The sequence below is a fragment of the Buttiauxella sp. B2 genome, assembly GCF_006376615.1.
Taxonomy (GTDB): domain Bacteria; phylum Pseudomonadota; class Gammaproteobacteria; order Enterobacterales; family Enterobacteriaceae; genus Buttiauxella.
Genome location: NZ_VEXQ01000005.1, coordinates 152648 through 176937, shown reverse-complemented (window position 1 = coordinate 176937; position 24290 = coordinate 152648). Strand labels below are relative to the sequence as shown.

General features: G+C 50.9%; 24 protein-coding genes and 1 riboswitch. Of the genes, 5 read left to right on the top strand and 19 right to left on the bottom strand.

Annotated elements, in window-relative coordinates; translation table 11 throughout:
• Window positions 1-182: 182 nt before the first annotated feature.
• From polB to araB, 4 genes are all read right to left on the bottom strand, one after another.
• Window positions 183-2543 (bottom strand): DNA polymerase II, encoded by a 2361-nt coding sequence (gene polB, locus FH968_RS08575; protein ID WP_139878725.1) that lies wholly within the window; start codon window positions 2541-2543, stop codon window positions 183-185.
• A gap of 76 nt (window positions 2544-2619) precedes the next feature.
• Window positions 2620-3315 carry an L-ribulose-5-phosphate 4-epimerase gene (araD, locus tag FH968_RS08570; protein ID WP_139878724.1) on the bottom strand — a complete coding sequence of 232 codons (696 nt, stop codon included), beginning with the start codon at window positions 3313-3315 and terminating at the stop codon, window positions 2620-2622.
• A gap of 101 nt (window positions 3316-3416) precedes the next feature.
• Window positions 3417-4919, bottom strand: a complete 1503-nt coding sequence (araA, locus tag FH968_RS08565) for an L-arabinose isomerase (protein WP_139878723.1) — start codon at window positions 4917-4919, stop codon at window positions 3417-3419.
• Window positions 4920-4929: 10 nt separating this feature from the next.
• Complete coding sequence (gene araB / locus FH968_RS08560) at window positions 4930-6603, bottom strand: ribulokinase (RefSeq protein WP_139878722.1); 1674 nt, start codon at window positions 6601-6603, stop codon at window positions 4930-4932.
• 341 nt (window positions 6604-6944) lie between these two features.
• Between araB and araC the strand changes: the two genes are divergently transcribed.
• Window positions 6945-7790 (top strand): arabinose operon transcriptional regulator AraC, encoded by an 846-nt coding sequence (gene araC, locus FH968_RS08555; RefSeq protein WP_139878798.1) that lies wholly within the window; start codon window positions 6945-6947, stop codon window positions 7788-7790.
• A 210-nt stretch (window positions 7791-8000) separates the two neighbouring features.
• Entirely contained in the window at window positions 8001-8774 is a 774-nt protein-coding gene (locus tag FH968_RS08550) for a DedA family protein (protein WP_139878721.1), read from the top strand.
• Here FH968_RS08550 and thiQ read toward each other — a convergent pair.
• The 4 genes from thiQ to sgrR form a co-directional block, all read right to left on the bottom strand.
• The gene (gene thiQ, locus FH968_RS08545; RefSeq protein ID WP_139878720.1) at window positions 8771-9469 is read right to left on the bottom strand and encodes a thiamine ABC transporter ATP-binding protein ThiQ; all 699 of its coding nucleotides are present in this window, start codon (window positions 9467-9469) and stop codon (window positions 8771-8773) included. The genes FH968_RS08550 and thiQ overlap by 4 nt on opposite strands.
• A complete protein-coding gene (gene thiP, locus FH968_RS08540; RefSeq protein ID WP_139878719.1) occupies window positions 9453-11063 on the bottom strand; it encodes a thiamine/thiamine pyrophosphate ABC transporter permease ThiP in 1611 nt (536 codons plus the stop codon). Before thiP ends, thiQ begins: the two co-directional genes overlap by 17 nt.
• A complete protein-coding gene (thiB, locus tag FH968_RS08535; protein WP_139878718.1) occupies window positions 11039-12022 on the bottom strand; it encodes a thiamine ABC transporter substrate binding subunit in 984 nt (327 codons plus the stop codon). Before thiB ends, thiP begins: the two co-directional genes overlap by 25 nt.
• 36 nt (window positions 12023-12058) lie before the next feature.
• Window positions 12059-12158, bottom strand: a riboswitch (TPP riboswitch).
• Window positions 12159-12194: 36 nt separating this feature from the next.
• Window positions 12195-13853, bottom strand: coding sequence for an HTH-type transcriptional regulator SgrR (gene sgrR / locus FH968_RS08530; RefSeq protein WP_139878717.1), 1659 nt, complete (start codon window positions 13851-13853; stop codon window positions 12195-12197).
• Window positions 13854-14053: 200 nt separating this feature from the next.
• Between sgrR and sgrT the strand changes: the two genes are divergently transcribed.
• Complete coding sequence (sgrT, locus tag FH968_RS08525; protein WP_139878716.1) at window positions 14054-14215, top strand: glucose uptake inhibitor SgrT; 162 nt, start codon at window positions 14054-14056, stop codon at window positions 14213-14215.
• A gap of 306 nt (window positions 14216-14521) precedes the next feature.
• Window positions 14522-15700: a sugar efflux transporter gene (locus tag FH968_RS08520; RefSeq protein ID WP_139878715.1), complete on the top strand. Its 1179-nt coding sequence runs from the start codon at window positions 14522-14524 to the stop codon at window positions 15698-15700.
• Window positions 15701-15739: 39 nt separating this feature from the next.
• Here the strand turns inward: FH968_RS08520 and hemW are convergent, their stop codons facing one another.
• The 5 genes from hemW to FH968_RS08495 are packed head-to-tail and all read right to left on the bottom strand — an operon-like array spanning window position 15740 to window position 19059.
• Window positions 15740-16876 (bottom strand): radical SAM family heme chaperone HemW, encoded by a 1137-nt coding sequence (gene hemW, locus FH968_RS08515; protein WP_139878714.1) that lies wholly within the window; start codon window positions 16874-16876, stop codon window positions 15740-15742.
• Window positions 16869-17462 carry an XTP/dITP diphosphatase gene (locus FH968_RS08510; protein WP_139878797.1) on the bottom strand — a complete coding sequence of 198 codons (594 nt, stop codon included), beginning with the start codon at window positions 17460-17462 and terminating at the stop codon, window positions 16869-16871. Before FH968_RS08510 ends, hemW begins: the two co-directional genes overlap by 8 nt.
• Before the next feature lie 28 nt (window positions 17463-17490).
• A complete protein-coding gene (yggU, locus tag FH968_RS08505) occupies window positions 17491-17781 on the bottom strand; it encodes a DUF167 family protein YggU (protein WP_139878713.1) in 291 nt (96 codons plus the stop codon).
• Window positions 17778-18332 carry a YggT family protein gene (locus FH968_RS08500; RefSeq protein ID WP_139878712.1) on the bottom strand — a complete coding sequence of 185 codons (555 nt, stop codon included), beginning with the start codon at window positions 18330-18332 and terminating at the stop codon, window positions 17778-17780. The genes yggU and FH968_RS08500 overlap by 4 nt, the downstream gene beginning before the upstream one ends.
• Window positions 18333-18354: 22 nt before the next feature.
• Window positions 18355-19059 (bottom strand): YggS family pyridoxal phosphate-dependent enzyme, encoded by a 705-nt coding sequence (locus FH968_RS08495; protein WP_139878796.1) that lies wholly within the window; start codon window positions 19057-19059, stop codon window positions 18355-18357.
• 15 nt (window positions 19060-19074) lie between these two features.
• Here FH968_RS08495 and FH968_RS08490 point away from each other — a divergent pair, with 15 nt between their 5' ends.
• Window positions 19075-20070, top strand: coding sequence for a type IV pilus twitching motility protein PilT (locus FH968_RS08490; RefSeq protein WP_139878711.1), 996 nt, complete (start codon window positions 19075-19077; stop codon window positions 20068-20070).
• Window positions 20071-20087: 17 nt separating this feature from the next.
• Here the strand turns inward: FH968_RS08490 and ruvX are convergent, their stop codons facing one another.
• The 6 genes from ruvX to FH968_RS08460 form a co-directional block, all read right to left on the bottom strand.
• The gene (gene ruvX / locus FH968_RS08485; RefSeq protein WP_139878710.1) at window positions 20088-20507 is read right to left on the bottom strand and encodes a Holliday junction resolvase RuvX; all 420 of its coding nucleotides are present in this window, start codon (window positions 20505-20507) and stop codon (window positions 20088-20090) included.
• Window positions 20507-21070 (bottom strand): YqgE/AlgH family protein, encoded by a 564-nt coding sequence (locus FH968_RS08480; RefSeq protein ID WP_139878709.1) that lies wholly within the window; start codon window positions 21068-21070, stop codon window positions 20507-20509. The genes ruvX and FH968_RS08480 overlap by 1 nt, the downstream gene beginning before the upstream one ends.
• 97 nt (window positions 21071-21167) lie before the next feature.
• A complete protein-coding gene (gshB, locus tag FH968_RS08475) occupies window positions 21168-22115 on the bottom strand; it encodes a glutathione synthase (RefSeq protein WP_139878708.1) in 948 nt (315 codons plus the stop codon).
• A gap of 10 nt (window positions 22116-22125) precedes the next feature.
• A complete protein-coding gene (gene rsmE / locus FH968_RS08470) occupies window positions 22126-22857 on the bottom strand; it encodes a 16S rRNA (uracil(1498)-N(3))-methyltransferase (protein ID WP_139878707.1) in 732 nt (243 codons plus the stop codon).
• A gap of 100 nt (window positions 22858-22957) precedes the next feature.
• The gene (endA, locus tag FH968_RS08465) at window positions 22958-23665 is read right to left on the bottom strand and encodes a deoxyribonuclease I (protein WP_139878706.1); all 708 of its coding nucleotides are present in this window, start codon (window positions 23663-23665) and stop codon (window positions 22958-22960) included.
• Window positions 23666-23757: 92 nt separating this feature from the next.
• The gene (locus FH968_RS08460; RefSeq protein ID WP_139878795.1) at window positions 23758-24273 is read right to left on the bottom strand and encodes a SprT family zinc-dependent metalloprotease; all 516 of its coding nucleotides are present in this window, start codon (window positions 24271-24273) and stop codon (window positions 23758-23760) included.
• Window positions 24274-24290: the final 17 nt, after the last annotated feature.

The following is a 24290-nucleotide window of genomic DNA, read 5'->3' as shown; positions in this document are numbered from 1 at the left end:
GATTTAAGGATGATTCAGGAGGGCGCTATGGTACTGGAAGGAAACGCATTCGTCACCAACTCGTCATACTTCAAATTGCAACTGCGTTGACTGCACTCACTCACCCTAGTCACTTACTCTAGTAAGCTCCAGGGGATTCGTTCCCTTGCCGCCTGGTTGCACTTTGAATTATTTAGAGTTTCTCAAAATAACCCCAACTGCCCTGTCATTAGTGTAGCAAAGTCATCCTCAAGGAAGGGCAAAATTCCTTCAGCCACCGGTTGGAGTTGGCGAGTCAGGTAGTGATCGTAATCCAGCGGTGATTCTTGATAATCCACCGGCTCAGGGCCGTTGGTGGTAATCACATACTTGATGGTGCCACGATTTTGATACTGAGCTGGGCGGCCAAGTCGTTGATTATGTTCATCCGCGAGGCGAGCAGCGCGTACATGCGGTGGCACATTTTTTTGATATTCACTCAGTGGTCGTCGCAGCCGTTTACGGTAAATCAACTGCTCATCCAGTTCACCGGCCATCAAACTGGCGATGGTTTCACGAATAAAATCTTGATATGGCTCTTTGCGGAATACGCGTAAATAAAGTGTTTGTTGGAACGCTTGAGCTAGCGGAGTCCAGTCTGTGCGCACAGTTTCCAGCCCTTTAAACACCATTCTTTGCCGACCATTTTCCTGAATCATTCCGGCGTAACGCTTTTTGGAACCCTCAACCGTGCCGCGAATCGTTGGCATCAGGAAACGGCAAAAGTGCGACTCAAACTCAAGCTCAAGCTTGCTGTCCAATTGCTGAGTTTCTTGCAGATGGGTTTTCCACCACTCATTCACATGGGCGACTAATCGCTGGCCGATACGTGCGGCATCTTCTTCCGAATGTGATTTTTTAAGCCAGACGAACGTGGAATCTGTGTCGCCATAAATCACGTCAAAGCCTTGAGCTTCAATCAACGCTTTGGTTTGCAGCATTATTTGATGCCCACGCATGGTTATCGACGATGCAAGACGAGGATCAAAGAAGCGGCACGCACTGGTGCCCAGCACACCATAAAAGGCATTCATGATGATTTTCAATGCTTGTGACAACGGCTTATTGTTGTGGCGTTTTGCCTGGTCGCGACCTGACCAGATTTGCCCGACGATTTCAGGCAAACAATGAGTCGTCCTGGAAAAATGCGCTCCAAGAAAACCGTCAACGGCATGTTCGGGTTCCGGATGCGCCATACCTTCTACCAGGCCAACCGGGTCGATAAGAAAAGTGCGAATAATCGACGGATAAAGACTTTTGTAATCCAGCACTAATACCGAGTCATAGAGTCCAGGACGTGAATCCATCACATAACCGCCCGGGCTTGCTTGTGGCGGCACTTCTCCAAGGTTTGGTGCAACGTAACCGGCTCGATGCATTCGCGGTATATAAAGATGACCAAATGCAGCGACGGACCCGCCGTGCCTGTCCAGTGGCAAACCATTGACCGTCGCCCGTTCGAGCAGAAACGGCATCAGTTCCGTTTTATGGAAAATCCGTGTCACCAGCTCACAGTCTTTAAGGTTGTATCTCGCCAGTGCTGGTTTATCTTCGGCAAAGCGCCGGTCAATTTCATCCATACGTTGCCAGGGATTATCAATTGCTTTGCCTTCACCAAGCAGCTCCTGTGAGACTGTCTCAAGAGAAAAAGAAGAGAAATTCCAGAATGCGGATCGCAAGGCCTCTATACCATCAATAATCACGCGGCCAGCAGCTTGCGCGAAGAACACTCCTTGTTTAAAACCGTGCTCGCGCCATTCCAGCAAGCTGTTACCACGCCCGAGACGCAACGGGACTTGGTAACGATCAGCCATTTTCTGCAGCACACGTAAGTCGAATTGCACCACATTCCAGCCAATCAACACGTCAGGGTCATGTTCGGCAAACCAGGCATTAAGTTTTTCTAAAAGCAGCGGGCGGCTGGCGACATATTCCAGCGTAAAATCCAGCCCGCTGGCATCGCCATTTTCCGGGCCAAGCATATAAACGTGACGCTGCCCGCAACCTTCCAGGCCGATGCAATACAGCTCACCGTGGCGATTGGTTTCGATATCCAATGACACCCATTTCAGCTGTGGGCGATAGTCCGGTGCGGGTTTCAGCTTGGTTTCAATCACAACATTATTTTGTGGTTCACCGCTAAACCAGACCGGAGCGGTAATGAAACGCTCCATCAAGAAACGTTCTGGCGGGCGAATATCCGCTTCATAAACCCGTACACCGCCATCACGCAGCAGTTTTTCGATGCGCATGAGTTGACGATGCTGGCGGCAATAAAGGCCGGAAACAGGCTGACGGTGGAAATCTTTGAGTGGTAACGGCGTGAGGCGATAATGGCTTTCACGGCCGAGCAGACGTGCAGCTTCGGATTGCTGGGATTGGGGGATAAACGCTACCGATTCCTGGCGCGGCAGGCACACTTTCACTGGGCCATCGTCCGTTGCTAGCCAAAATTCTACTTCAGTACCGAATGGGGAATCTCGCCAATGACGTGTTAACAGAAACCCCTGACGAGCTTGCGACACGCTGCGTTCTCATAAATGGAAAAGTGGTCTGATTATAGACCACTTCGCGCGGGATTACTGCTTTTATATACAGTGCTTACTGCCCGTAATAAGCCTTCGCACCGTGCTTACGCAAATAATGTTTATCCAGTAGCGTTTGTTGCATATCAGGTAATTCTGGTGAGAGTTGGCGGCAGAATATGCCCATATAGGCGACTTCTTCCAACACGATAGCGTTGTGTACGGCATCGACGGGATCTTTTCCCCAGGCAAATGGGCCGTGGGAATGAACTAACACGCCAGGCATTTGTGCGGCATCTATTCCACGTTCAGCAAAAGTTTTCACAATTACTTCGCCGGTTTGCCATTCGTAATCGCCATTGATCTCTTCATCGGTCATTTTGCGAGTGCAGGGAATGGTGCCATAGAAGTAATCTGCGTGAGTTGTTCCCATTGCAGGGATTGATTGCCCAGCTTGCGCCCAAATAGTTGCGTGGCGGGAATGGGTGTGGACAATGCCGCCGATGTGTGGAAATTGCAGATACAGCAAGCGGTGAGTTGGAGTATCGGAAGAGGGTTTTTTATCGCCTTCAACCACTTCACCGGTTTCCAAACTCACCACCACCATATCTTCTGCGGTCATGATGCTGTAATCGACACCGGAAGGTTTGATGATTAACACGCCGCGTTCACGATCAACGGCGCTGACATTACCCCAGGTGAGTGTCACCAGATTATGTTTGGGTAATGCGAGATTAGCTTCCAGCACCTGGCGTTTCAGATCTTCTAACATATTGGATCCTTGGTCTTATAGGGTGGATAAGCGCCATCCACCACTTTCACCTTACCGGCGGGTGCGCGACGCTTACCCGCCCTACAAACAAGACAGGGGAATTAGCGTTTAAAGCTGTAATAAACCTCGTTCCAGCGCAGAGAATCTTTAAACGCAGGCAGGCGAGTCTCGTTGTCGATAACAGTCAGCTCGATACCATGCAGTTCGCTGAACAGGCGCATATCGTCGAGCGTCAGGGATTGGCTGAACACCGTATGGTGCGCACCACCTGCAAGTATCCACGCTTCAGATGCAGTCGGCAGGTCAGGCTGGGCTTTCCACAACGCATTAGCGACAGGTAGTTTTGGCAACTGATGCGGTGCTTCGACTGTATCGACACAGTTCACCAGCAGGCGGAAACGATCGCCGAGATCGATAAGGCTGGCATTGAGCGCAGGGCCGGTTTTGGTGGAGAAGATCAACCGTGCAGGATCTTCCTTGCCGCCAATCCCCAGATGCTGCACATCGAGAATTGGTTTTTCTGCCACTGCGATAGAAGGGCAAACTTCCAGCATATGGGAACCGAGCACCATATCGTTGCCGTTTTCGAAGTGATAGGTGTAGTCCTCCATGAAAGAGGTGCCGCCCGCAAGACCGGTTGACATCACCTTCATGATGCGAAGCAGAGCTGCAGTTTTCCAGTCGCCTTCGCCCGCAAAGCCGTAGCCTTGCTGCATCAGACGTTGAACTGCCAGACCTGGTAATTGTTTCAGGCCGTGCAGGTCTTCAAAAGTGGTGGTAAAAGCATTAAATCCGCCCTGGACCAGGAACTGTTTCATACCCAGTTCGATACGCGCGGCATCAATCACGTTCTGGCGTTTTTCACCGTTAACTTGCGCGGCGGCTGTTAAGCGATAGCTGCTTTCATATTCGTCGACCAGGGCATTTACGTCGCCGTCGCTGACGGCATTAACCACCTGCACCAGATCGCCTACCGCGTAGGTATTAACAGCGAAACCAAACTTCATCTGTGCGGCCACTTTATCGCCGTCAGTCACGGCGACTTCACGCATATTGTCGCCGAAACGAACCACTTTAAGCTGGCGGGTATCTTGTTTAGATACCGCCAGGCGCATCCATGAACCAATACGTTGATGAGCCTGCGGATCTTGCCAGTGACCCGTCACCACGGTGTGCTGCTGGCGCATACGTGCGCCGATGAAACCGAATTCACGGCCGCCGTGAGCGGTCTGATTCAGGTTCATAAAGTCCATATCCATGCTGTCCCATGGGATCTGCGCATTGAACTGGGTGTGGAATTGCAGCAGCGGCTTAGTCAAAATGCTTAGACCGTTGATCCACATTTTGGCTGGTGAGAAGGTATGCAGCCACACCACCATCCCGGCGCATTTGTCGTTGTAGCTGGCATCGCGGCAAATAGCTGTAATTTCATCAGGGGTTGTCCCCAGTGGTTTGAGCACCAGTTTGCACGGCAGCTTGGCTTCTTTATTCAGTGCATTTACCACCTGCTCTGCGTGCTGATTTACCTGACGCAACGTTTCGGCACCGTAGAGATGCTGGCTACCAATTACAAACCACACTTCATATTGTTCAAAAATGTTCATTATCTTGTCCTTAATGGCTCAGGGCTGAAGGGAGATAGTGTTGTTCCGCGCTGACAGCCCATTGCTGATAGCGTTGATAAAGCTGCTCAAAGCGCTCAGCACTTTGAGGAATCGGTTGTAAGGTGTTTTCGATTTGGCTCGCCATTGCAAGCTGTGCCTGGGCGATATCCTCATGCTTGCCTGCGGCAACGGAGGCAAAAATGGCAGCACCTAATGCGCAACATTGGTCTGAGGCGACAATCTGCAATGGGCGATTTAATACATCGCAGCACACCTGCATGATGACTGGCGATTTACGCGCAATACCGCCCAAAGCCATCACGTTGGTGACGGGAATACCTTGTTCCGTAAAGCATTCCATAATCGCGCGGGCACCAAAGGCGGTGGCGGCAATCAGCCCACCGAAAAGCGCTGGTGCGTCGGTTGCCAGGTTTAAATCGGTAATCACACCTTTCAGCCGTTGGTTGGCATTCGGTGTGCGACGGCCATTAAACCAATCAAGCACGACAGGTAGATGCTCAAGGGAGGGGTTCTTTGCCCAGGCTTCAGTGAGTGCCGGAAGGAGTTGTTTCTTACTAGCATTAATTTGCTCGCGCAGTTCTGGATGCTGTTGCGCCAGTTGTTCCAGCGGCCAACTAAGTACACGGCCAAACCAGGCGTACATATCGCCAAAAGCAGATTGCCCGGCTTCAAGGCCGATAAAATCAGGAACCACGCTGCCGTCGACCTGCCCACAAATGCCTTTTACTGCGCGGTCGCCCACGGTCGGTTTGTCAGCGATGAGAATGTCGCAGGTTGATGTGCCGATGACTTTCACCAGCGTGTTCGGTTGTGCGCCAGCTCCAACAGCACCCATATGGCAGTCAAACGCGCCGCCGGAAATCACCACGCTTTGTGGTAGGCCAAGGCGTTCAGACCATTCAGCAGAAAGATTTCCCACCGGAATATCGGCAGTCCATGTTTCACTGAACATTGGGTAAGGCAGGCTCTGGTTAATGACCGGATCTAATTCATCAAAGAAGCTGGCCGGAGGCAGACCGCCCCAGTTTTCATGCCACAACGATTTGTGCCCGGCGCTACAGCGTCCACGGCGAATATCTTGTGGGTGAGTGGTGCCGGAAAGCAGTGCAGGAACCCAGTCGCACAGTTCAATCCACGATACTGCGGCCTGTGCCACTTTTTGGTCGGCGCGAGTGACGTGCAGAATTTTCGCCCAGAACCATTCACTGGAATAAATGCCACCAATGTAGCGGGAATAGTCATTTTTTCCTGGCTGATGGCACAAGCGAGTGATCGCTTCGGCTTCTTCAACCGCGGTATGGTCTTTCCACAACACAAACATGGCATTGGGGTTGTCGGCAAACTCAGGTTTTAGAGCCAGCACATTACCTTTGGCATCAATGGGAGCGGGTGTTGAGCCAGTGCTGTCTACACCGATGCCACAAACACGAGCGCGTTGCTCGGCGGTAAGTTCGGCGAGAACAGTTTTTACCGCCCGTTCCATGGATTCAATGTAGTCCCGAGGATGGTGGCGAAACTGATTGTTGGCGGCATCGCAGTATTGTCCTTCCTGCCAGCGCGGATACCACTCAACACTTGTCGCAAGCTCTGTACCGTTTTCACAATCTACGGCTAAAGCGCGGACGGAATCACTACCAAAATCGAGCCCCAGTGCTATCGACATTGTTTTACTCCCTGACCTGGTTATCTATAGAAATGACATTAGTTTTTATGCAGAAAAACCGTCAGGTCGTATTCGCTGTAGTTATGGAGAAATGTGCTGTTCCGTTGAGAAGTGTGACGCTCCGCAAATAATCGATGTGGACATTTCTGCTACTTTTATAAACACTTTGGTTATCTTCAGAAATCCCTTCGCTTGCCAGATAAAAAGCATAGGTTCAGGTAAATTGCGGCTTTATGATGAAAATCGGGCTGTTTGTTGTTTCGACAGTACGGCTCTGGTGATGAGTGACATGGATATGGACAAATTGTTCCTGTTATCCCAATTGAATAGCGAGCTTGATGATGCCTGAAATGCAAAATGATCCCCTGTTACCGGGTTACTCTTTTAATGCCCATTTAGTTGCGGGGCTAACGCCAATTGAAGCCGAAGGGCCGCTGGATTTTTTCATCGACCGTCCTTTAGGGATGAAAGGTTACATTCTGAATTTAACGGTTCGTGGTGAAGGCGTTATCAATAACCAGGGGAAAAATTACGTCTGTCGCCCGGGCGATATATTGCTGTTTCCTCCGGGGGAAGTGCATCACTATGGCCGTGCTCCAGACAGCAAAGAGTGGTATCACCAGTGGGTATACTTCCGCCCACGGGCATATTGGCAGGAATGGTTAAACTGGGATCCTATCTTCGCTCACACCGGATTTTTCCGCCCGGATGACGCTCATCAGCAAAGTTTTTCCCAGCTGTTTGGCCAAATTATTGAAGCCGGGCAGGCGGAAGGGCGTTATGCAGAATTGCTGGCGATTAACCTATTAGAGCAGTTGCTGTTGCGGCGAATGGAGGTATTAAGTGCCTCGCTTAATCCACCGCTCGATAACCGTGTCCGCGATGCCTGTCAGTACATTAGCGACCATCTGGCTGACAACCATTTTGATATTGCCAGCGTCGCGCAGCATGTTTGTTTATCGCCTTCGCGGTTGTCACATCTGTTCCGTCAGCAGCTTGGAGTCAGCGTTTTAAGCTGGCGTGAGGATCAGCGTATTCTTCAGGCAAAACTGTTGCTGAGCACCACCCGCATGCCAATTGCAAGCGTAGGTCGCAATGTCGGTTTTGAAGATCAGCTCTATTTCTCGCGCGTATTTAAGAAGTGTACAGGCGCCAGCCCGAGTGAGTTTCGTGCGGGTTGTGAATAACTATACCCTTCGTACTTCAAGCAGTTTCTTTGCTGGCTACGTTTGCTCACCCGAATCACTTGCTTTAGTAAGCGCATCGGGACTCGCTCTCTTGCCGCCGCGATACAGCTAGAATGACTTAAGTATCTATAATTGATTCATACAAATGATGTCTTGACGGCTTGATACTCACTCAGGAGAATCGCCCACTCGTTTCTCGACGGATGCTTTATGGAAGCTTTGCTGGAACACTTTATTACTCAGTCAGTGGCGTACTCGCTCTTTGCGGTGATGCTGGTGGCCTTTCTGGAATCACTGGCGCTGGTCGGGCTGATTCTTCCTGGCACAGTCATGATGGCGGGGCTTGGTGCGCTGATTGGCGGCGGCCAGGTGGGGTTTTATCACGCCTGGGCTGCGGGGATTATCGGTTGTTTGCTGGGCGACTGGATTTCGTTCTGGCTTGGGGGACGCTTTAAAGGGCCATTGCATCGCTGGTCGTTTATGAAAAAGAACAAAGCGCTGCTGGATAAAACCGAGCATGCGTTACACCAGCACAGCATGTTTACCATTTTGGTTGGCCGCTTTGTTGGCCCGACGCGCCCGCTGGTACCCATGGTCGCAGGCATGTTAGATCTCCCCGTTTCTAAATTTATCATCCCGAATATTATCGGCTGTATCTTTTGGCCTCCTATCTATTTCTTACCGGGGATTCTGGCGGGGGCGGCGATTGATATTCCTGCGGATATGCAAAGCAGCAGCTTTAAATGGCTTTTGCTGCTGGTGGCTTTGGCTATCTGGCTGGCGGCGTGGCTTTGCTGGCGCTGGTGGCGTAGCGGCAAAGCAAGCACCGACCGCTTAACTCAGTACTTACCACGTGCGCGGTTGCATTGGTTAGCGCCATTAATGGCTGTGCTGGCAGTGGGCAGTTTTGTTGCGATTCAAATGCACCCGTTAATGCCGATTTATCGCAGCATTCTTTGGAAAGTGCTCACCAGCCACGCTTAACGGCTGATACCTAACAGTGCAGAGGCGCTGGCTTCTCCACTCAATAACGTGGCCGTGTCACCATCCCAGGCGATACGGCCGTCGACCACCACCAGGCATTTTTGCGCAATTCGCGCCGCATCCTCAATACTGTGTGAAACCATCAACAGCGTCAGCTGTTGCAGGCGGCACAGGTCATCAAGCAACTGGAGCATTTCCTGGCGCAGCGCCGGATCCAGCGCCGAGAACGGTTCATCCAGCAGTAAAATAGGTTGTTCGCGCACCAGGCAGCGGGCGAGGGCGACACGCTGGCGCTGGCCGCCGGAAAGTTGCGATGGCAGTCTGTCGAGTAAATCGCTAATCGCCATTTGGCTGGCAATCGTTGTTAGGCGCTGTTGTTGCACGGCATTGAGTTTTAACCCGGGATTGAGCCCCAAACCAATGTTCTGGCGCACTGTCAGATGCGTGAAAAGATTGTTCTCCTGGAACAGCATCGACACCGGACGCTGCGCCGGAGCGGTACGGGTGTGGTCGTCGCCATGCAGCATAATCCGCCCGCTGGCGGGTGCCAGAAAACCGGCAATCAAACTGAGCAGCGTACTTTTCCCCGCCCCACTCGGTCCCAGTACCGCAACGCGTTCTCCGGCGTTAATCTTTATCGAAAAACGCATCGGCAAATGGTGATATAGCCAGGTTACATCAGTCAGCGTTAGCATGGCGTCCCGGAAGTTTTTCAATCAATGTGAATAAAACAAAGCATAGTATCAGCAGGATCAAGGCGGTTACGGCCCCATCCTGGCTGCGATATGAACCAATTTGTTGATAGAGATAAAACGGTAGTGTGCGGAAATCATCATTACCAAACAGCGCCACTACGCCAAAATCACCAATCGACAGCACACAGGCAAAAGCCAGCGCCTGCGCCAGTGGGCGTTTGAGGGCACGCAATTCAATGTAGCGCAGTCGGTTTAAGCCGCTAATATTCAGCGACTGGCACAGTTTGTTATAGCGTTCTGCGACATCCAGCATTGGGTTTTCCAGTACTTTCAGCGCGTAAGGGATAGCCATCAGCGCATTGGTGAAAATCACAATGCCATCTGCCGATTGCGGTAAGCCTACGGTGTTGTTGAGCAGCAGGAAAAAGCCGGTCGCCAGCACAATACCTGGCATCGCCAGAATTAACATGCCGCTCAGTTCCAGCGCTTGGCCGGCTAATGCACGGTTCCGCAGGCGCAATTCTCGTGAGCTCCACAACAACATCATCGTGATGACCACGCAGATTAATCCGGCACCCACGGCAATTCTTAATGAGGTGAACAGTGCTTGCCAAAGAATCGGCTGCGACAACACCGTGTTAAATCCACTATTGATACCATCAATGATCACTGCCAGAAGTGGGGGTAATAACAGCAACAGTGCGAGTGAAATTAACAGCCCGTCGCACAGTTTGCGGCGCAAGTTATCTTGCGGGTCACGCCAGCCTTGCATTTGGCTGATACCAACAGGAATCGCTTTGCTCAGGCGTTGGCTCATTAGTACCAGACCCAAACAGCAAACCATTTGCACCAAAGCGAGCAATGCTGCACGAGCGGGATCGTAGTCGTAACTTAGCGCCTGGAAAATAGCCAGTTCGATGGTGGTTGCTTGCGGCCCGCCACCTAAAGAAAGCACGGTGGCAAAGCTTGCGAAACAGAGCATGAAAATCAGCGCGGCAGACGGAAGGATCTGGCGGCGCAACCATGGCCACTCGACAAAACGGAAGAAATTCCACCCCTGCATTCCAAGCTGTGCGGCAACCTGGCGTTGTTCGCTGGGGATGTTTTCTAACGCCTGGAGTAGAAGACGTGTCGCCATCGGCATGTTGAAAAAGACATGTGCTAATAAAATGCCTTTTAAACCGTACGGCGAGAATGCCCACTCGAATCCCAGTCTGGCACACAATGAGGCCAGCCAACCTTCGCGCCCGTAAACCGTAAGAATACCGAATACGGCTACTAATACCGGTAAAACCAACGTCATGGCGCAAAGACGCAATAACGCTAATCGGCCAGGAAAACGGCGGCGGTAAAGTGCCCTGGCAAGAAAGATCGCCGGGAATACTGAAAGGATGGCCGAGAGAAACGCCTGCCAGAAAGAGAAACGCAGCACGTGCCACAAATAGCTATCCAGCACCAACGCGCTGATATCAGTTTGCGGTGCGTTAAACCACAGCGCTATAAAAGCCGCCAGGGCTACAACCACCACGAGTGTGGAAGCAAATAGCCCTGGGAACAGCCAGCCGGGGATTAGCGGCTGACTGCGCGTTGCCATTCGCTGATCCAGTTTGCGCGTTGTTTAGAAACGTCTTGGGCGCTGTATTCCAGCGTCGTCTGCGGTTTGACTAAGCCGTTAAAACCTTCAGGCAATTTCACATCAGTAACCGGATACATCCAGTTACCGGTTGGGATTGTGTCCTGGAAACCAGGCGAAGTGATGAATTTCATGAACTTTTCAGCAAGTTCAGGTTGTTTGCTGGAGGCTAAACGGCCCGCGACTTCGATCTGCAAATAATGCCCTTCGCTGAAGTTCGCCGCCGCGTAGTTATCTTTCTTCTCTTCAATAATGTGGTACGCCGGAGAGGTGGTGTAGCTCATGACTAAATCACTTTCTCCTTTCAGGAACAGGCCATAGGCTTCGCTCCAACCTTTGGTGACAGTGACGGTTTTCTTCGCCAGCTTCTGCCACGCTTCTGGCGATTTATCGCCATACACTTTTTGCATCCACAGCAGCAGGCCCAGACCTGGCGTACTGGTGCGTGGGTCCTGATAAATCACCTTCCATTTTTGGTCGCTTTCAACCAGTTCTTTCAGGCTTTTTGGTGGGTTTTTCAGTTTGTTTTTGTCGTACACAAAGGCGAAGTAGCCGTAATCGAATGGCACGAAGGTGTTGTTATTCCAGCCGCCAGGGATTTTCAGAGCGCTTGTATCCACATTGCTCGGTGCAAACAGCTTGGTTTGCGCTGCTGCTTCCAGCAGGTTGTTATCCAGGCCCAGAACGACATCAGCCTTGCTATTTTTACCTTCCATTCGTAGACGGTTAAGCAAAGAAACACCATCTTCCAGTGCGACGAATTTCAGTTCGCAATTGCAGTCAGCTTCGAAGGATTTTTTCACCGCAGGGCCTGGACCCCAGTCGGCGGAGAAGGAGTCATAGGTGTAAACAGTCAGCAGGGGTTTTGCGAAAACAGGGGCTGCGATGAGCGCCAGTAACGGCAGGAATTTTTTGAACACTTTGCACCTCTTGGGATTAGGGGTGGCAAAGGACTTTGAGAATTGAGCCCCAAATCCCTTCGCCGGCGTTATCCGGATCAGGTTCGACGGGTATTATCTCAGCCAGACTTTCGTCTTAGCACCCCGTTGAGAACGCGTGCATTGTAGTGACTTTGTGAATATTTCGAAAGGATTACGGTTCAGGTGGCGCAAACCAGGCGGATTTAAAGTCGAACCATCCCAATGTGTTCATTCTCACGCCACGCATACTGCGCTGCCCTTCAATGCGCAGCCAGTGGTGGATTAACGGTAAAATTTCATTGTTTTCAACGCGTTTCTGGCACCACTCGGGCAGAGAAAGTTCTCCGTTATGCCATTTACGGGTATCTGTTTCCCAGTCAATCGCAATACACTTTTGAATCAGTGGCACTTCATAAAGATGAGAATAGAGTGAAAACTCCAGCGGCAGGGTGAAGTTCGCGCTGTTGAGCCAAATATCGCTCTCAGCATCACCTTGATGCCACTCCTCATAACTGACTTCCTGCACGATAAGTTTAATGCCATGGCGAGACAGCAGCTTCTCCATGACTTTACTGATAACCCGGTGTTCTACATGATCGCGATAAAACGTCAGCGTCACGGATTCAAGCCCGGCAGGTTTCTCAAGCGCTGACTGTGGGCGTGTGTGGTGCCAGCGTGGCAGTAAACCGTAAGCCGGGAACCAGTAGTGCTGGTTTTGTTCACCCGTACTATAAAGTAGATGAATAGGTGCCAGAACATGGCTGAGCCAGCGACGCACTTCACCGTTGCCTCCAGATTTTGAACGGCAATCAAATAAAATGTAGTAACACCCTTCTTCAAGGCGGCTTTCGACGGCTTTTTCGCTGTCTGGCATACCGGACAGTTGCACGGCGCAACTGACTTCCTCGCCAATTTCCGGCAGCACCCAGAAATTCACCTCATCTATCAGTGCGCGATAACCAAAGTAATCGTCGTAAGCCTGAATCTTCAGCTGGTTATTGTTATTTCGCACCACAGAATACGGGCCGGATCCCACTGGCTGCCGGGCAAAATGGCTCAATGTCTGCCACTCACGTGGCAAAATCATCGCGTTAACGGAGCCAAGCAGCCAGGGAAGCCATTTGTCTGGTTGTGAAAGGGTGATATCCAGAGTCCAGGCGGTGGGCGAAGTGATTTGCGTGATGTGCGAGTAAAGCGGCAGCGTATTAATACGCTGCAATGATGTCATCACATCCAGCATATCCAGCTCGCGGCCATGATGAAAATGAATGCCTGGGCGAAGATAAAAACGCCAATGTAATGGGGAAATTTGTTGCCAGTGATGCGCTATATCCGCTTCCAGTTCCCCATTTTCCTCATTTATACGGATTAGCCCGCTGAAAATTTGGCGGGCAATATGGGTTTCTGAACGGCGTAATGCTGACCCAGGTAGAAGATTTAGCAGTGGGCGATAGTAAAGCACGCGCAGAATATGCCGCCCCTGGCGGAAGCTGCGCCCGAGGTGGGAAATTAGCATCTGGCGCACCGCGGCTTTATCTCCAACGATCTGCACCAGCTGATCAATACGATCCTGTTCGAGAAGATCCTCTGCTCGCTGTTGCTGAAGCGCAAGGCCCGTGTACAGAAATTCAAGCTTTGATCGCTTGCCACGCCCGGCCTCAGCTTTCCAGCTTAGCCAGCCATTATCCTGCATTGCACTGAGTAACGTACGCATATGGCGGCGGGAACAATTCAGCAGTTCGGCCAATTCATTTAACGTCGTTTCTTGCGGCTTGCCTTCATAGGATTGCCACAGGCGGATGAACTGTTGTTGCAGACGACCACTCGACATATACCCTTCATCCTTCAAGTTGCGGGGGTGTAGGCTGCACTTACTCACCCCAGTTACTTACTCAAGTAAGCTTCGAGGACTCCCTCTCTTGCCGCTAGCGGCTAAAGGGTAGAAAAGAGGAACTCCCGACAGAAACTCATCAATTTAACTTTCCTCATATTACGCCAATAATTATCAACGATGAAAGCGAGGAGGTGTATATGAAACGGTCGCCAGTTGTTAAGTTTTATCAACAGTATTTTGCCGCAACACAAAGTGTTTCTGCTGGATGGCTGGCCCGCCTGACAGCGGCGCAACGTCTGAGGGTGCTCGAAGACTTGATGCAGTGGGAGATAACCTCTCCAGTGACCGGGAAGCACTAACTCGCCGTACCCGTCATACTTCAAGTTGTGGGGGTGTTGGCTGCACTTACTCACCCAGTCACTTACTTTAGTAAGCTCCTGGGGATTCGTAAGTTTGCCGCCTACCCACCACTCGAATTATTTTGGGTATACATCATGTGTGACTGAGAATTGGTGATGTTCACCTGGCCAGCAGATTATTACTGCTGGCTTTTTTATACCCGTCATACTTCGAGCTGTAGGGGTGTTGCCTGTAACTCAAATTATTTAGGGTATAGTGGACGGCTTGCACATTTATCATCCGCTCGAGCAAAAGGATCTCATTGCATGGCCTGGTTTCTGACAAAAGGACGACGCCTCAATCCGGTATACGCTGCATTTATGGCAGTGGCTTTTATGATGGGGATTGCTGGTGCACTTCAGGCACCCACTCTTAGCCTGTTTTTAACGCGTGAAGTGCAAGTGCGACCGTTCTGGGTCGGGCTGTTTTACACCGTCAATGCAATAGCCGGTATTATGGTCAGCCTGATGCTGGCAAAACGTTCAGATAGCCGGGGCGACAGACGTAAGCTGATTATGGTTTGCTGTGCAATGGCCGTGGCAAACTGCATCTTGTTCGCTTTTAACCGCCATTATCTGACGTTAATTACCATTGGCGTCATGTTCGCTTCAATCGCTAACACGGCAATGCCGCAAATTTTTGCCCTTGCCCGTGAATATGCCGACAGTTCCGCGCGTGAAGTGGTGATGTTCAGTTCGATAATGCGTGCGCAGTTGTCGCTTGCCTGGGTTATTGGCCCGCCGCTATCGTTCATGCTGGCGCTAAATTACGGCTTCACCACCATGTTTCTTATCGCTGCGGGGATATTCGTTATCTCGCTGGCGCTAATTTTCTTCGCTCTCCCATCGGTAAACAGGATTGAACAGCCTGCTGATGTGGCGCTGACTCAGGTCAGCGGCTGGAAAGATAAAAATGTACGCATGTTGTTTATCGCATCGATGTTGATGTGGACCTGTAACACCATGTACATCATTGATATGCCGTTATGGGTGAGCAGTGACTTAGGGCTGCCAGAGTCACTCGCTGGCCTTTTAATGGGAACGGCGGCAGGGCTTGAAATCCCCGCGATGATCCTTGCGGGCTACTACGTGAAACGTTTTGGAAAGCGCCGCATGATGGTGATAGCGGTTGCGGCTGGAGTGTTGTTTTACGTAGGGCTGATTCTGTTCCATAGCCGAACGGCGCTGCTGTTACTGCAGCTATTTAACGCGGTATTCATTGGCATTGTCGCCGGTATCGGCATGTTGTGGTTCCAGGATTTAATGCCCGGCAGACCGGGTTCAGCGACCACTCTATTTACCAATAGTATTTCGACGGGCGTGATTTTAGCTGGGGTTTTACAAGGGACACTGGCGGAGAGTTTCGGGCACCATTCAGTGTACTGGTTGATTGCCGGGCTTTCAGTGCTGGCGCTGATTTTGACCAGTAGAGTGAAGAATATTTAAGTTGAATAGAAGGTGGATTAGCCAATATCCACCTTCTATTTATTCTGCCAAAAACAGCTCCAACAGCGAGTTCAGGAACAGCTTACCGTGCTCGGTTATCTGCCAGTATTCTTGCGTTTCTACCAGGTAATCTTTAGCAATCGCCTCATCTAACTGCGCGCGAATCACCGCCTCATCGAGCCCTGTGTACCGGCTAAATTCATTGCGTGGTGCGGCTTCCAGCAAACGGAAGCGGTTCATAAAGAACTCGAACGGCTTGTCGACTTGTTCCACATCGTGCTGGCGGTCGAGATATTTCCCTTCCATATAGCCGCGTGGATGGCGTGTTTTAGCGGTGCGCGCAATACGCCCGTCTTCAAACGTCACTTTGCCATGCGCACCGCAACCAATACCCAGATAGTCGCCAAAGCGCCAGTAATTAAGGTTGTGTTGGCACTGATACCCCGGTTTTGCATAGGCTGAGGTTTCGTATTGCTGATAACCCGCAGCGGTAAGTAATTTGTCGCCTTGCTCGAAAATATCCCACAGCGCGTCGTCGTCCGGTAATTTGGGTGGGCGCGAGCTGAACAAGGTGTTCGGCTCAATCGTCAACTGATACCAGGAAAGATGCGGTGGATTGAGGTCAATTGCCTGGCGCAAATCGTCCAGCGCTTCTTCAAGCGACTGATCCGGCAAGCCGTGCATCAAATCCAGGTTGAAACTGCGCAGACCTAATCCGTTTGCCAGATTGGCCGCACGTTTCGCTTCACCAGAATCATGAATACGGCCCAGACGTTTGAGTTTTGTCTCGCTAAAGCTCTGCACACCGATGGAAATACGGTTCACACCAGCACGTTGGTAGCCAACAAAACGGTCGGCTTCGACAGTGCCTGGATTTGCTTCCATCGTAATTTCTGCATCTGCGGCCACCGGCAGACGTGCACGCACGCCATCGAGCAACGTTTGCATCGCCTCGCTTGAAAGCAAGCTAGGTGTACCGCCACCAATAAAGATGGTCTTTACTTCACGTCCTTGTGCCATTGGCGCGTCGTTACCCAGATCGCGCAGCAAGTGGGCAACATACTCGTCGTGTGGAACGTCGCCTTTAAGTGCATGAGAATTGAAGTCACAGTAGGGGCACTTCTGCACGCACCACGGGATGTGAATATAGAGACTCAGTGGTGGCAAATTAGCCATTTTTCATTGCTTCCAGTAACAGTTTTAGCGCTCGTCCACGGTGAGAGATGGCACGTTTTTCGTCGCGAGTGAGTTCTGCTGCGGTTTTGCCCTCGGTTGGGACAAAGAAAATTGGGTCGTAGCCAAAGCCACCAGCACCTGCTGCTTCGCGAGTAATCTGGCCTTCCCAACTTCCGTGACATACCAGTGGCGTTGGATCTTCCGCATGACGCATATACACCAGCACACAGTGGAAACGCGCCTTGCGCTGTTCATCCGGCACATCTTTCAGTGTAACCAGCAGCTTTTCCAGATTCTGTTGATCCGTGGCATCAACGCCTGAAAAACGTGCAGAGTAAATCCCAGGAGCGCCGCCCAGCACATCAACCGCCAGACCGGAGTCATCAGCAATGGCAGGCATTCCAGTGGCTTGCGCCGCATGGCGAGCCTTCAGAATGGCATTTTCGATAAACGTCAGGCCAGTTTCTTCAGCAGACTCCACGCCTAATTCGGTTTGCGCGACAACGTCCAGGCCAAAATCGCTCAGTAAATCAGCGAGTTCACGCACTTTACCGGCATTACCCGTCGCGAGGACAACTTTTTGCATCATGAGAAAATCCTGTGAAATTCGATAATTAATCAAGCAATGCCGCGACTTCCGTCGGGATTTGTTGCGGGTTGATAATCTTAATTTGCTTATGGCGGCCTAGCTCACCTTTTTCAACCAACACCTGGCTTTTGGCGACTTTGAACTGTTTAGCCAGATATTTTACCAGATGAGCGTTGGCTTTGCCGTCTATCGGCGGGGCGGTGATGGCGACTTTTAGCTCGTCGCCATGTAACCCGATAATGCTATCGCGGCTGGCTTTAGGCTGAATAAACAGCCGTAAAACCAGCCCATCTGCGGTTTGGCTTACTGCACTCACAGCAAATACCAAAGCCCCGGGAACAAATCCATACCGAGATAATTCAGCATATAGAGAATTAAAATCACCACCATTGCGGAAAAATCAATGCCGCCCATGGCCGGAATAATACGGCGAATAGGTGCCATCATCGGTTCAGTCAGTTGCATCAATACATACTCTACCGGGCTGCGTCCCTGGCTAATCCAGCTCATCAGAGAACGAATGATGATCACCCAGAATACCAGTGAGCCTGCGGACTTCAGCAGCGATAACAGGCCGACCAGTAGGTTCATAGGGTCAAGAGACAAAGCGCCTACCTGAATCAGCAGTAGCAACGGATATTTCAGTGTGACGAGGATAAACGCCACCAACAAAGATGAAGTATCAATCGGCCCGATGGACGGAATAATGCGGCGAAGTGGACCGACAATCGGTTGAGTAATTTTGACGATAAATTGTGCAAAAGGATTGTAAAAATCACAACGCGACCACTGCATCCAGATGCGAATCAACAGCACCATCACATACAGTTCAATCAGTGTTTTGACCAGGAAAGTCAACGTCAGCATGGCGTTCCTCAAAATTTAATGATTAACGAGCGGAGTAATCCCGCGCGCCGAAAATAGCGGTTCCAATGCGCACCATGGTGCTGCCAGCGGCAATCGCGGCGTCCATGTCATCGGTCATGCCCAGGGACAACGTATCAACCGTTGCATAGCGGTTTTTGAGCAACTCGAAAGCCGCTGCCATTTTCTGGCAAACCGCTAACTGATGCTCGTAATCAGGTTCAGGGGCAGGAATAGCCATCAAACCTCGTAATACCAAACCGGGCAGAGCGGCAACATCCGAAGCAAGCGTTTCAAGCTCACTCAGTGCAATACCTGATTTGCTTTGTTCATCACTGATATTGATTTGAATCAGCACGTTAAGTGGTGGCCGTTCAACCGGACGCTGTTCGCTTAAACGGGTTGCAATGCGCAAACGATCGACGGTGTGGCACCAGTCAAAATGCTCTGCAACCAGACGACTTTTGTTCGACTGCAATGGGCCAATAAAGTGCCACTCCAGTGCTTCTTCACCGTTTTCAGCAAAGTAACGAATTTTGTCCACGCCTTCCTGCACGTAGTTTTCACCGAAAGCTCGCTGCCCGGCAGCAATCGCTTCTGCGAGGGCGCTTACAGGCTTTGTTTTACTTACTGCAAGCAATGTAACTTCTTCTGGAGCACGGCCGCAGCGTTCAGTCGCCGCTAAGATTTTGTGCTGAACCTGTGCCAGATTGTGCGCTATCTCGTTCATAGGTTGGAAAGTGATATGGATATCGAAGAAATTGTGGCCCTTAGTGTAAAGCATAACGCCTCTGATCTACACCTGTGTGCACAGCTTCCTGCTCGCTGGCGCAGGCAAGGACGGCTTGAACCTCTACCTGAATGCGCACCAGCGCCAGAAACATTGCTGGATACCTGGATTACCAACGAACAACGAGAACAGTTGGAAGCGGCTGGGCAGTTAGATTTTGCTATTACCCTCAAAGAGGGAGTACGGCTACGTGCTAATGCTTTTCGCCAGCGGCAAGGGTATTCAATCGCCTTACGATTGCTGGCTTCTCATTGCCCAAAACTCGAGGCGCTAAACGTGCCTGCGATAGTTCCTGAATTACTGGCATCTCAAGACGGCCTGATTCTGGTGACCGGTGCCACTGGCAGCGGTAAATCCACCACGCTTGCGGCGATGGTGGATCATCTTAATCATCAACTTGATGGGCATATTATTACCCTGGAAGATCCCATTGAGTTTGTTCATCACTCGAAACGTTGTTTGATTCAGCAGCGCGAACCTGGTGAACATTGCCGCTCTTTTGCCGCAGGTTTACGCGCGGCACTACGCGAAGACCCGGATGTGATTTTGCTGGGGGAATTGCGTGACAGCGAAACCATACGTCTTGCGCTCACTGCCGCAGAAACAGGGCATCTGGTACTGGCGACACTTCATACACGCGGTGCGGCGCAAGCTGTGGAACGGCTGGTCGATGTTTTTCCCGCTGAAGAGAAAAATATGGTGCGCAGCCAACTGGCTGGCAGCTTAAACGCAGTACTGGCGCAAAAATTACTGCCAGACACAAACGGCGGAAGGGTAGCGCTGTATGAGCTGTTGGTGAATACACCCGCCGTGGCAAGTCTTATACGTGAAGGAAAAACACATCAGTTACCAGGGTTGATACAAACTGGGCAACAGCATGGCATGCGGAGTTTTGCTCAGAGTGAGGCGGCGCTAATGGCATGTCTTTCACCCTCTCAATGCCGAGGGTGAAACGAGAATGACCCTAACTACGGATTATAGTCAAACCAGCTTTCAAGAATGATAACGGCTGAGGCTGAGTCAATACTGCCTTTGTTCAGGGCGCGGAAACCGCCTTGCTCAAACAATCCTGCGCGTGCTTCAACGGTGCTAAGACGCTCATCCTGCAAAGAGACTTTTACACCAAAACGACCATGTATGCGGTTAGCAAATTTACGGGCGCGGGCGGTGAGCGGTTGCTCTGTGCCATCCATATTGAGCGGTAGGCCAACGATGACTTCATCAGGTTGCCACTCTTTAAGGATTTTCTCGATGACGTTCCAGTCTGGTGTTCCATCTTGCGCTTTAATCGCAGTCAATGGGCGTGCGGTACCTGTAATGCGTTGGCCAATGGCGACACCAATGCTTTTGGTGCCGAAATCAAAGGATAACAATGTTCCACTGCTCATCAAGCATGCCCCGCTTCACTTGGCATATTATAGATATCTATCCCGATTAATTTCGCGGCTTCACGCCAGCGTTCAGAAATTGGGGTGTGGAAAATAATGGATGCATCTGCTGGTGCGGTTAGCCAGGCGTTGTCCAAAATCTCTTGTTCCAGTTGGCCTTTTTCCCAGGAAGAGTAACCGAGCGCGACAATCACATCCGCTGGTTGCTTTGCGGTGCCAATGGTTTCGAGCACATCGCGGGAAGTGGTCATCACGGTGTCATCAGAAATGCGGATGCTTGATGTGAAACAGTCTGGCGGTGAATGCAAAATAAAACCACGGTCTTCCGCCAGTGGGCCACCAATAAATACTGGTTTATCAAGGCGAATAGCTGGGTCACGAGGTTCAGGTTCGATTTTCAGTTTTCCCAGAACACCGTCAATCTGAAGGTTTTCGAGGGGTTTATTAATGATTATCCCCATTGCGCCTTCGTCGTTGTACTCGCAGATATAAACGACGGCACGCTTAAACAAAGGGTCCTGGAGCGCCGGCATGGCAATTAGAAAGTGATGCTGTAAATTCATTGTCAGAGGTTATGGTCCCGGTTGAAAAAGCGGCATTTAACGCGCGAAGAATAGTCAGTTTATCACTATTGAGCGGGACGAGTCCCGCTCATGAGGATCATTTAGCCAGACGATTTTCGATAGCGTCAAACAGCATACCAGTGATCGATACCGGGTATTCGGCTTCGATTTCGCGGATACAGGTAGGGCTGGTGACGTTAATCTCAGTCAGGCGGTCGCCGATAATATCCAGACCAACAAAAATGAGCCCTTTCGCTTTGAGCGTAGGGCCAACGCGGCGGGCAATTTCCCAGTCGCTTTCTGTCAGTGGACGCGGTTCACCACGACCACCGGCAGCCAGGTTGCCACGGGTTTCGCCGCCTTGCGGAATGCGTGCCAGGCAGTACGGTACGGGTTCGCCATCAACGACCAGAACACGTTTGTCGCCGTCGACAATCGCCGGCAGATAGTTTTGCGCCATGCAGTAACGATTACCGAGTTCAGTCAGCGTTTCAGCAATGACACCGATGTTAGGGTCGCCTTCTTTAACGCGGAAGATTGAAGTGCCGCCCATACCGTCCAACGGTTTGAGGATAATGTCGCCGTGTTTTTGCCAGAACGCTTTAAGTTGAGCTTTGTTGCGCGTTACCAGAGTTTCTGGAGTCAAATCCGCAAACCAGGCGGTGAATAGCTTTTCGTTACAGTCGCGCAGGCTTTGCGGTTTGTTAACGATCAGTGTGCCTTGCTCTTCTGCGCGCTCAAGAATGTAGGTCGCATAGATAAATTCAGTATCAAATGGTGGATCTTTACGCATCAAAATCACGTCGAGATCGGCAAGCTGGATATCTTGCTCGCTACCAAATTCGTACCACTTATCGTAGTTCTGCTCGACAGTAACCAAGCGAGTGCGTGCGTGCGCTTCACCGTTGATCAAATACAGATCTGCCATTTCCATATAGTGCAGTTCGTAACCACGGCGCTGTGCCTCCAGCAGCATGGCAAAACTGGAGTCTTTCTTGATGTTAATGTTTGCGATGGGGTCCATCACGATGCCGAGCTTGATCATTTTTTCTCCTTTAGCCCAGGTCACCAAATCGCACTTGTAGCGCGGTAATGGCGGTGAGCGCGGTAGTCTCAGTACGTAGAACGCGAGGTCCCAACAGAATATCAGTAAACAGATGACGTGCGGTCATGGCAATCTCATCAGCTGTTAAACCGCCTTCAGGGCCAATCAACAGCCGAACTCGTTCAACAGGTTGCGGCAAAGTGTTGATGCTGGCGCTGGCGCGGGGATGCAGATTCAGCTTTAAACTGTTATCCACTTCAGCACACCAGTCTTCAAGGTCCATTGCTGGGCGAATTTCCGGTACGATATTGCGACCGCATTGTTCACAGGCCGCAATAGCAATTTTCTGCCATTGCGAGAGCTTCTTATTCAAGCGCTCGGCATCCAGTTTTACGCCACAGCGTTCAGAAAACAAAGGTGTAATCACATTCACGCCGAGTTCGACGGCTTTCTGAATAGTGAACTCCATTTTCTCACCGCGGGACATGACCTGGCCAAGATGCAAATGCAGTGGCGATTCACGGTCATCAATGTTCGCCGCAAGAATTTTTACGCGGACGCTTTTCTTATCAGCCTGCACAATTTCTGCGTCAAAGACCTGATTGCTGCCGTCAAATAGCTGCAGTGCGTGGCCTGCACCCATGCGCAGCACACGGCCCACATGATTAGCAGCATCTTCACAAAGTGCCACATCCTGGCCGATGGTGAGTAAATCTGGGTGATGAATGCGGGGGATTCGCATGAAAATTAGAGTCCAGTTTCTGAAGGCCGGCGTTTCCCCACGCCTTTGGTGCGCGGGGATTAAAAGCAGCACTGTGTTAAACAATTGCCGCTAGTGTAGGTTAGCTGTTTTGTGCCTGGCAAGCCCGTAGCACGTATGGGTTATGATTGCCCTGTAGTTTGGCAATGCGCTCATCACGTTCACACTCCCAGGCTGTGACCGGATATTGTTTATTCCATGCCTCAAACAGCTGAGTTTGCTGGCGGGAGAGGTTTATCTGGTATTGGTCACGCATATAGAAGTAGGTGCGGGCGATAGCACCACGAGCACGAGCTGGTGGCTCTGCAGCCTTTTCTTTGAAGTCTATTTTCATTGCACATTGGCCGTACTGGCCTTCGCCACCATTCCACTGGCTGTACATGAAGTTGTTACGGTCAGCATTCACTTCACCTACAGCAGGTTGCAGGTTGTGCATATCGCTTTCCATCTTGCGATATTCCGGGTCTTTGGCGCAGTTTTTCCGACCTCCATCTTGCCAGCACTGACGTTGATGGCCGAACTGCCAGGCCGGGACGACATGTTCCCATTCAATGCGTGATGCACGGTTTTCATTCTTACGTACTTTGTAGCCGCAGGACTGAAGGTCGGGAACCCCTTTTTTACCTTCCCAGTTAATTTTGCATCCGCAATAGAAGCTGCCTGGTGCATCGGCGTTAACCTTTACGCCAGCCGCTTTGGCTTGTGAAAAGCTATTGATACCGTTACTAAAAGCGGAGAAAGAGGAGAGGGCTGCAACAACTGCAACAACCAAAATATATTTGCGAGACATTTCCAGAATCCTTACTAAAACATGCCCGCACCCTACTTGAAGCGTTATTGGGATTCAATAAGCTAAATCAGGAAACTTTTAGATTAATATTTTTAATTACAGTGAGTTGTAGCGTCGGGTTTTAGCAAGTCACCACAATGCACACATCGATATTCCGCTTCGCCTCGAACCACCCGATTATGGCGGCGGACGGTGAGTTGATGCAGTTGGCAAAGGCAACGATAAGGAAAGGTATTTTTGCGCACGGATTGTACTTCAAACTGATGGGTGCGGCGGGCAGGAACGCCGAGTACGGTTTCCATCATCCACTTCCACTCTTTGCCGTGTGGTGCTACGCGGCCAAAGTGCTTCCACACCAACAGGTGTGCCAGTTCATGCGGTACAACTTCATCTATAAAAGTCTGCTGATTTTCCATTAACAACACGGGGTTGAGACGAATTTCGTAGCTGTCCATCCACGCCGTACCCGCAGCTGTACCACGCTGCTGATAAACCAGTTTCGGCTCCGGGTAGTTACGGCCTAAGTGTAGGTTTGCCTGCTGGAGTTTTTCCCGCAGGCAGCGCATAACGGCCTGTTGGATAGCTATAGGGAGTCTTGGAGATTTCATAACGGCAGAGAATAGTG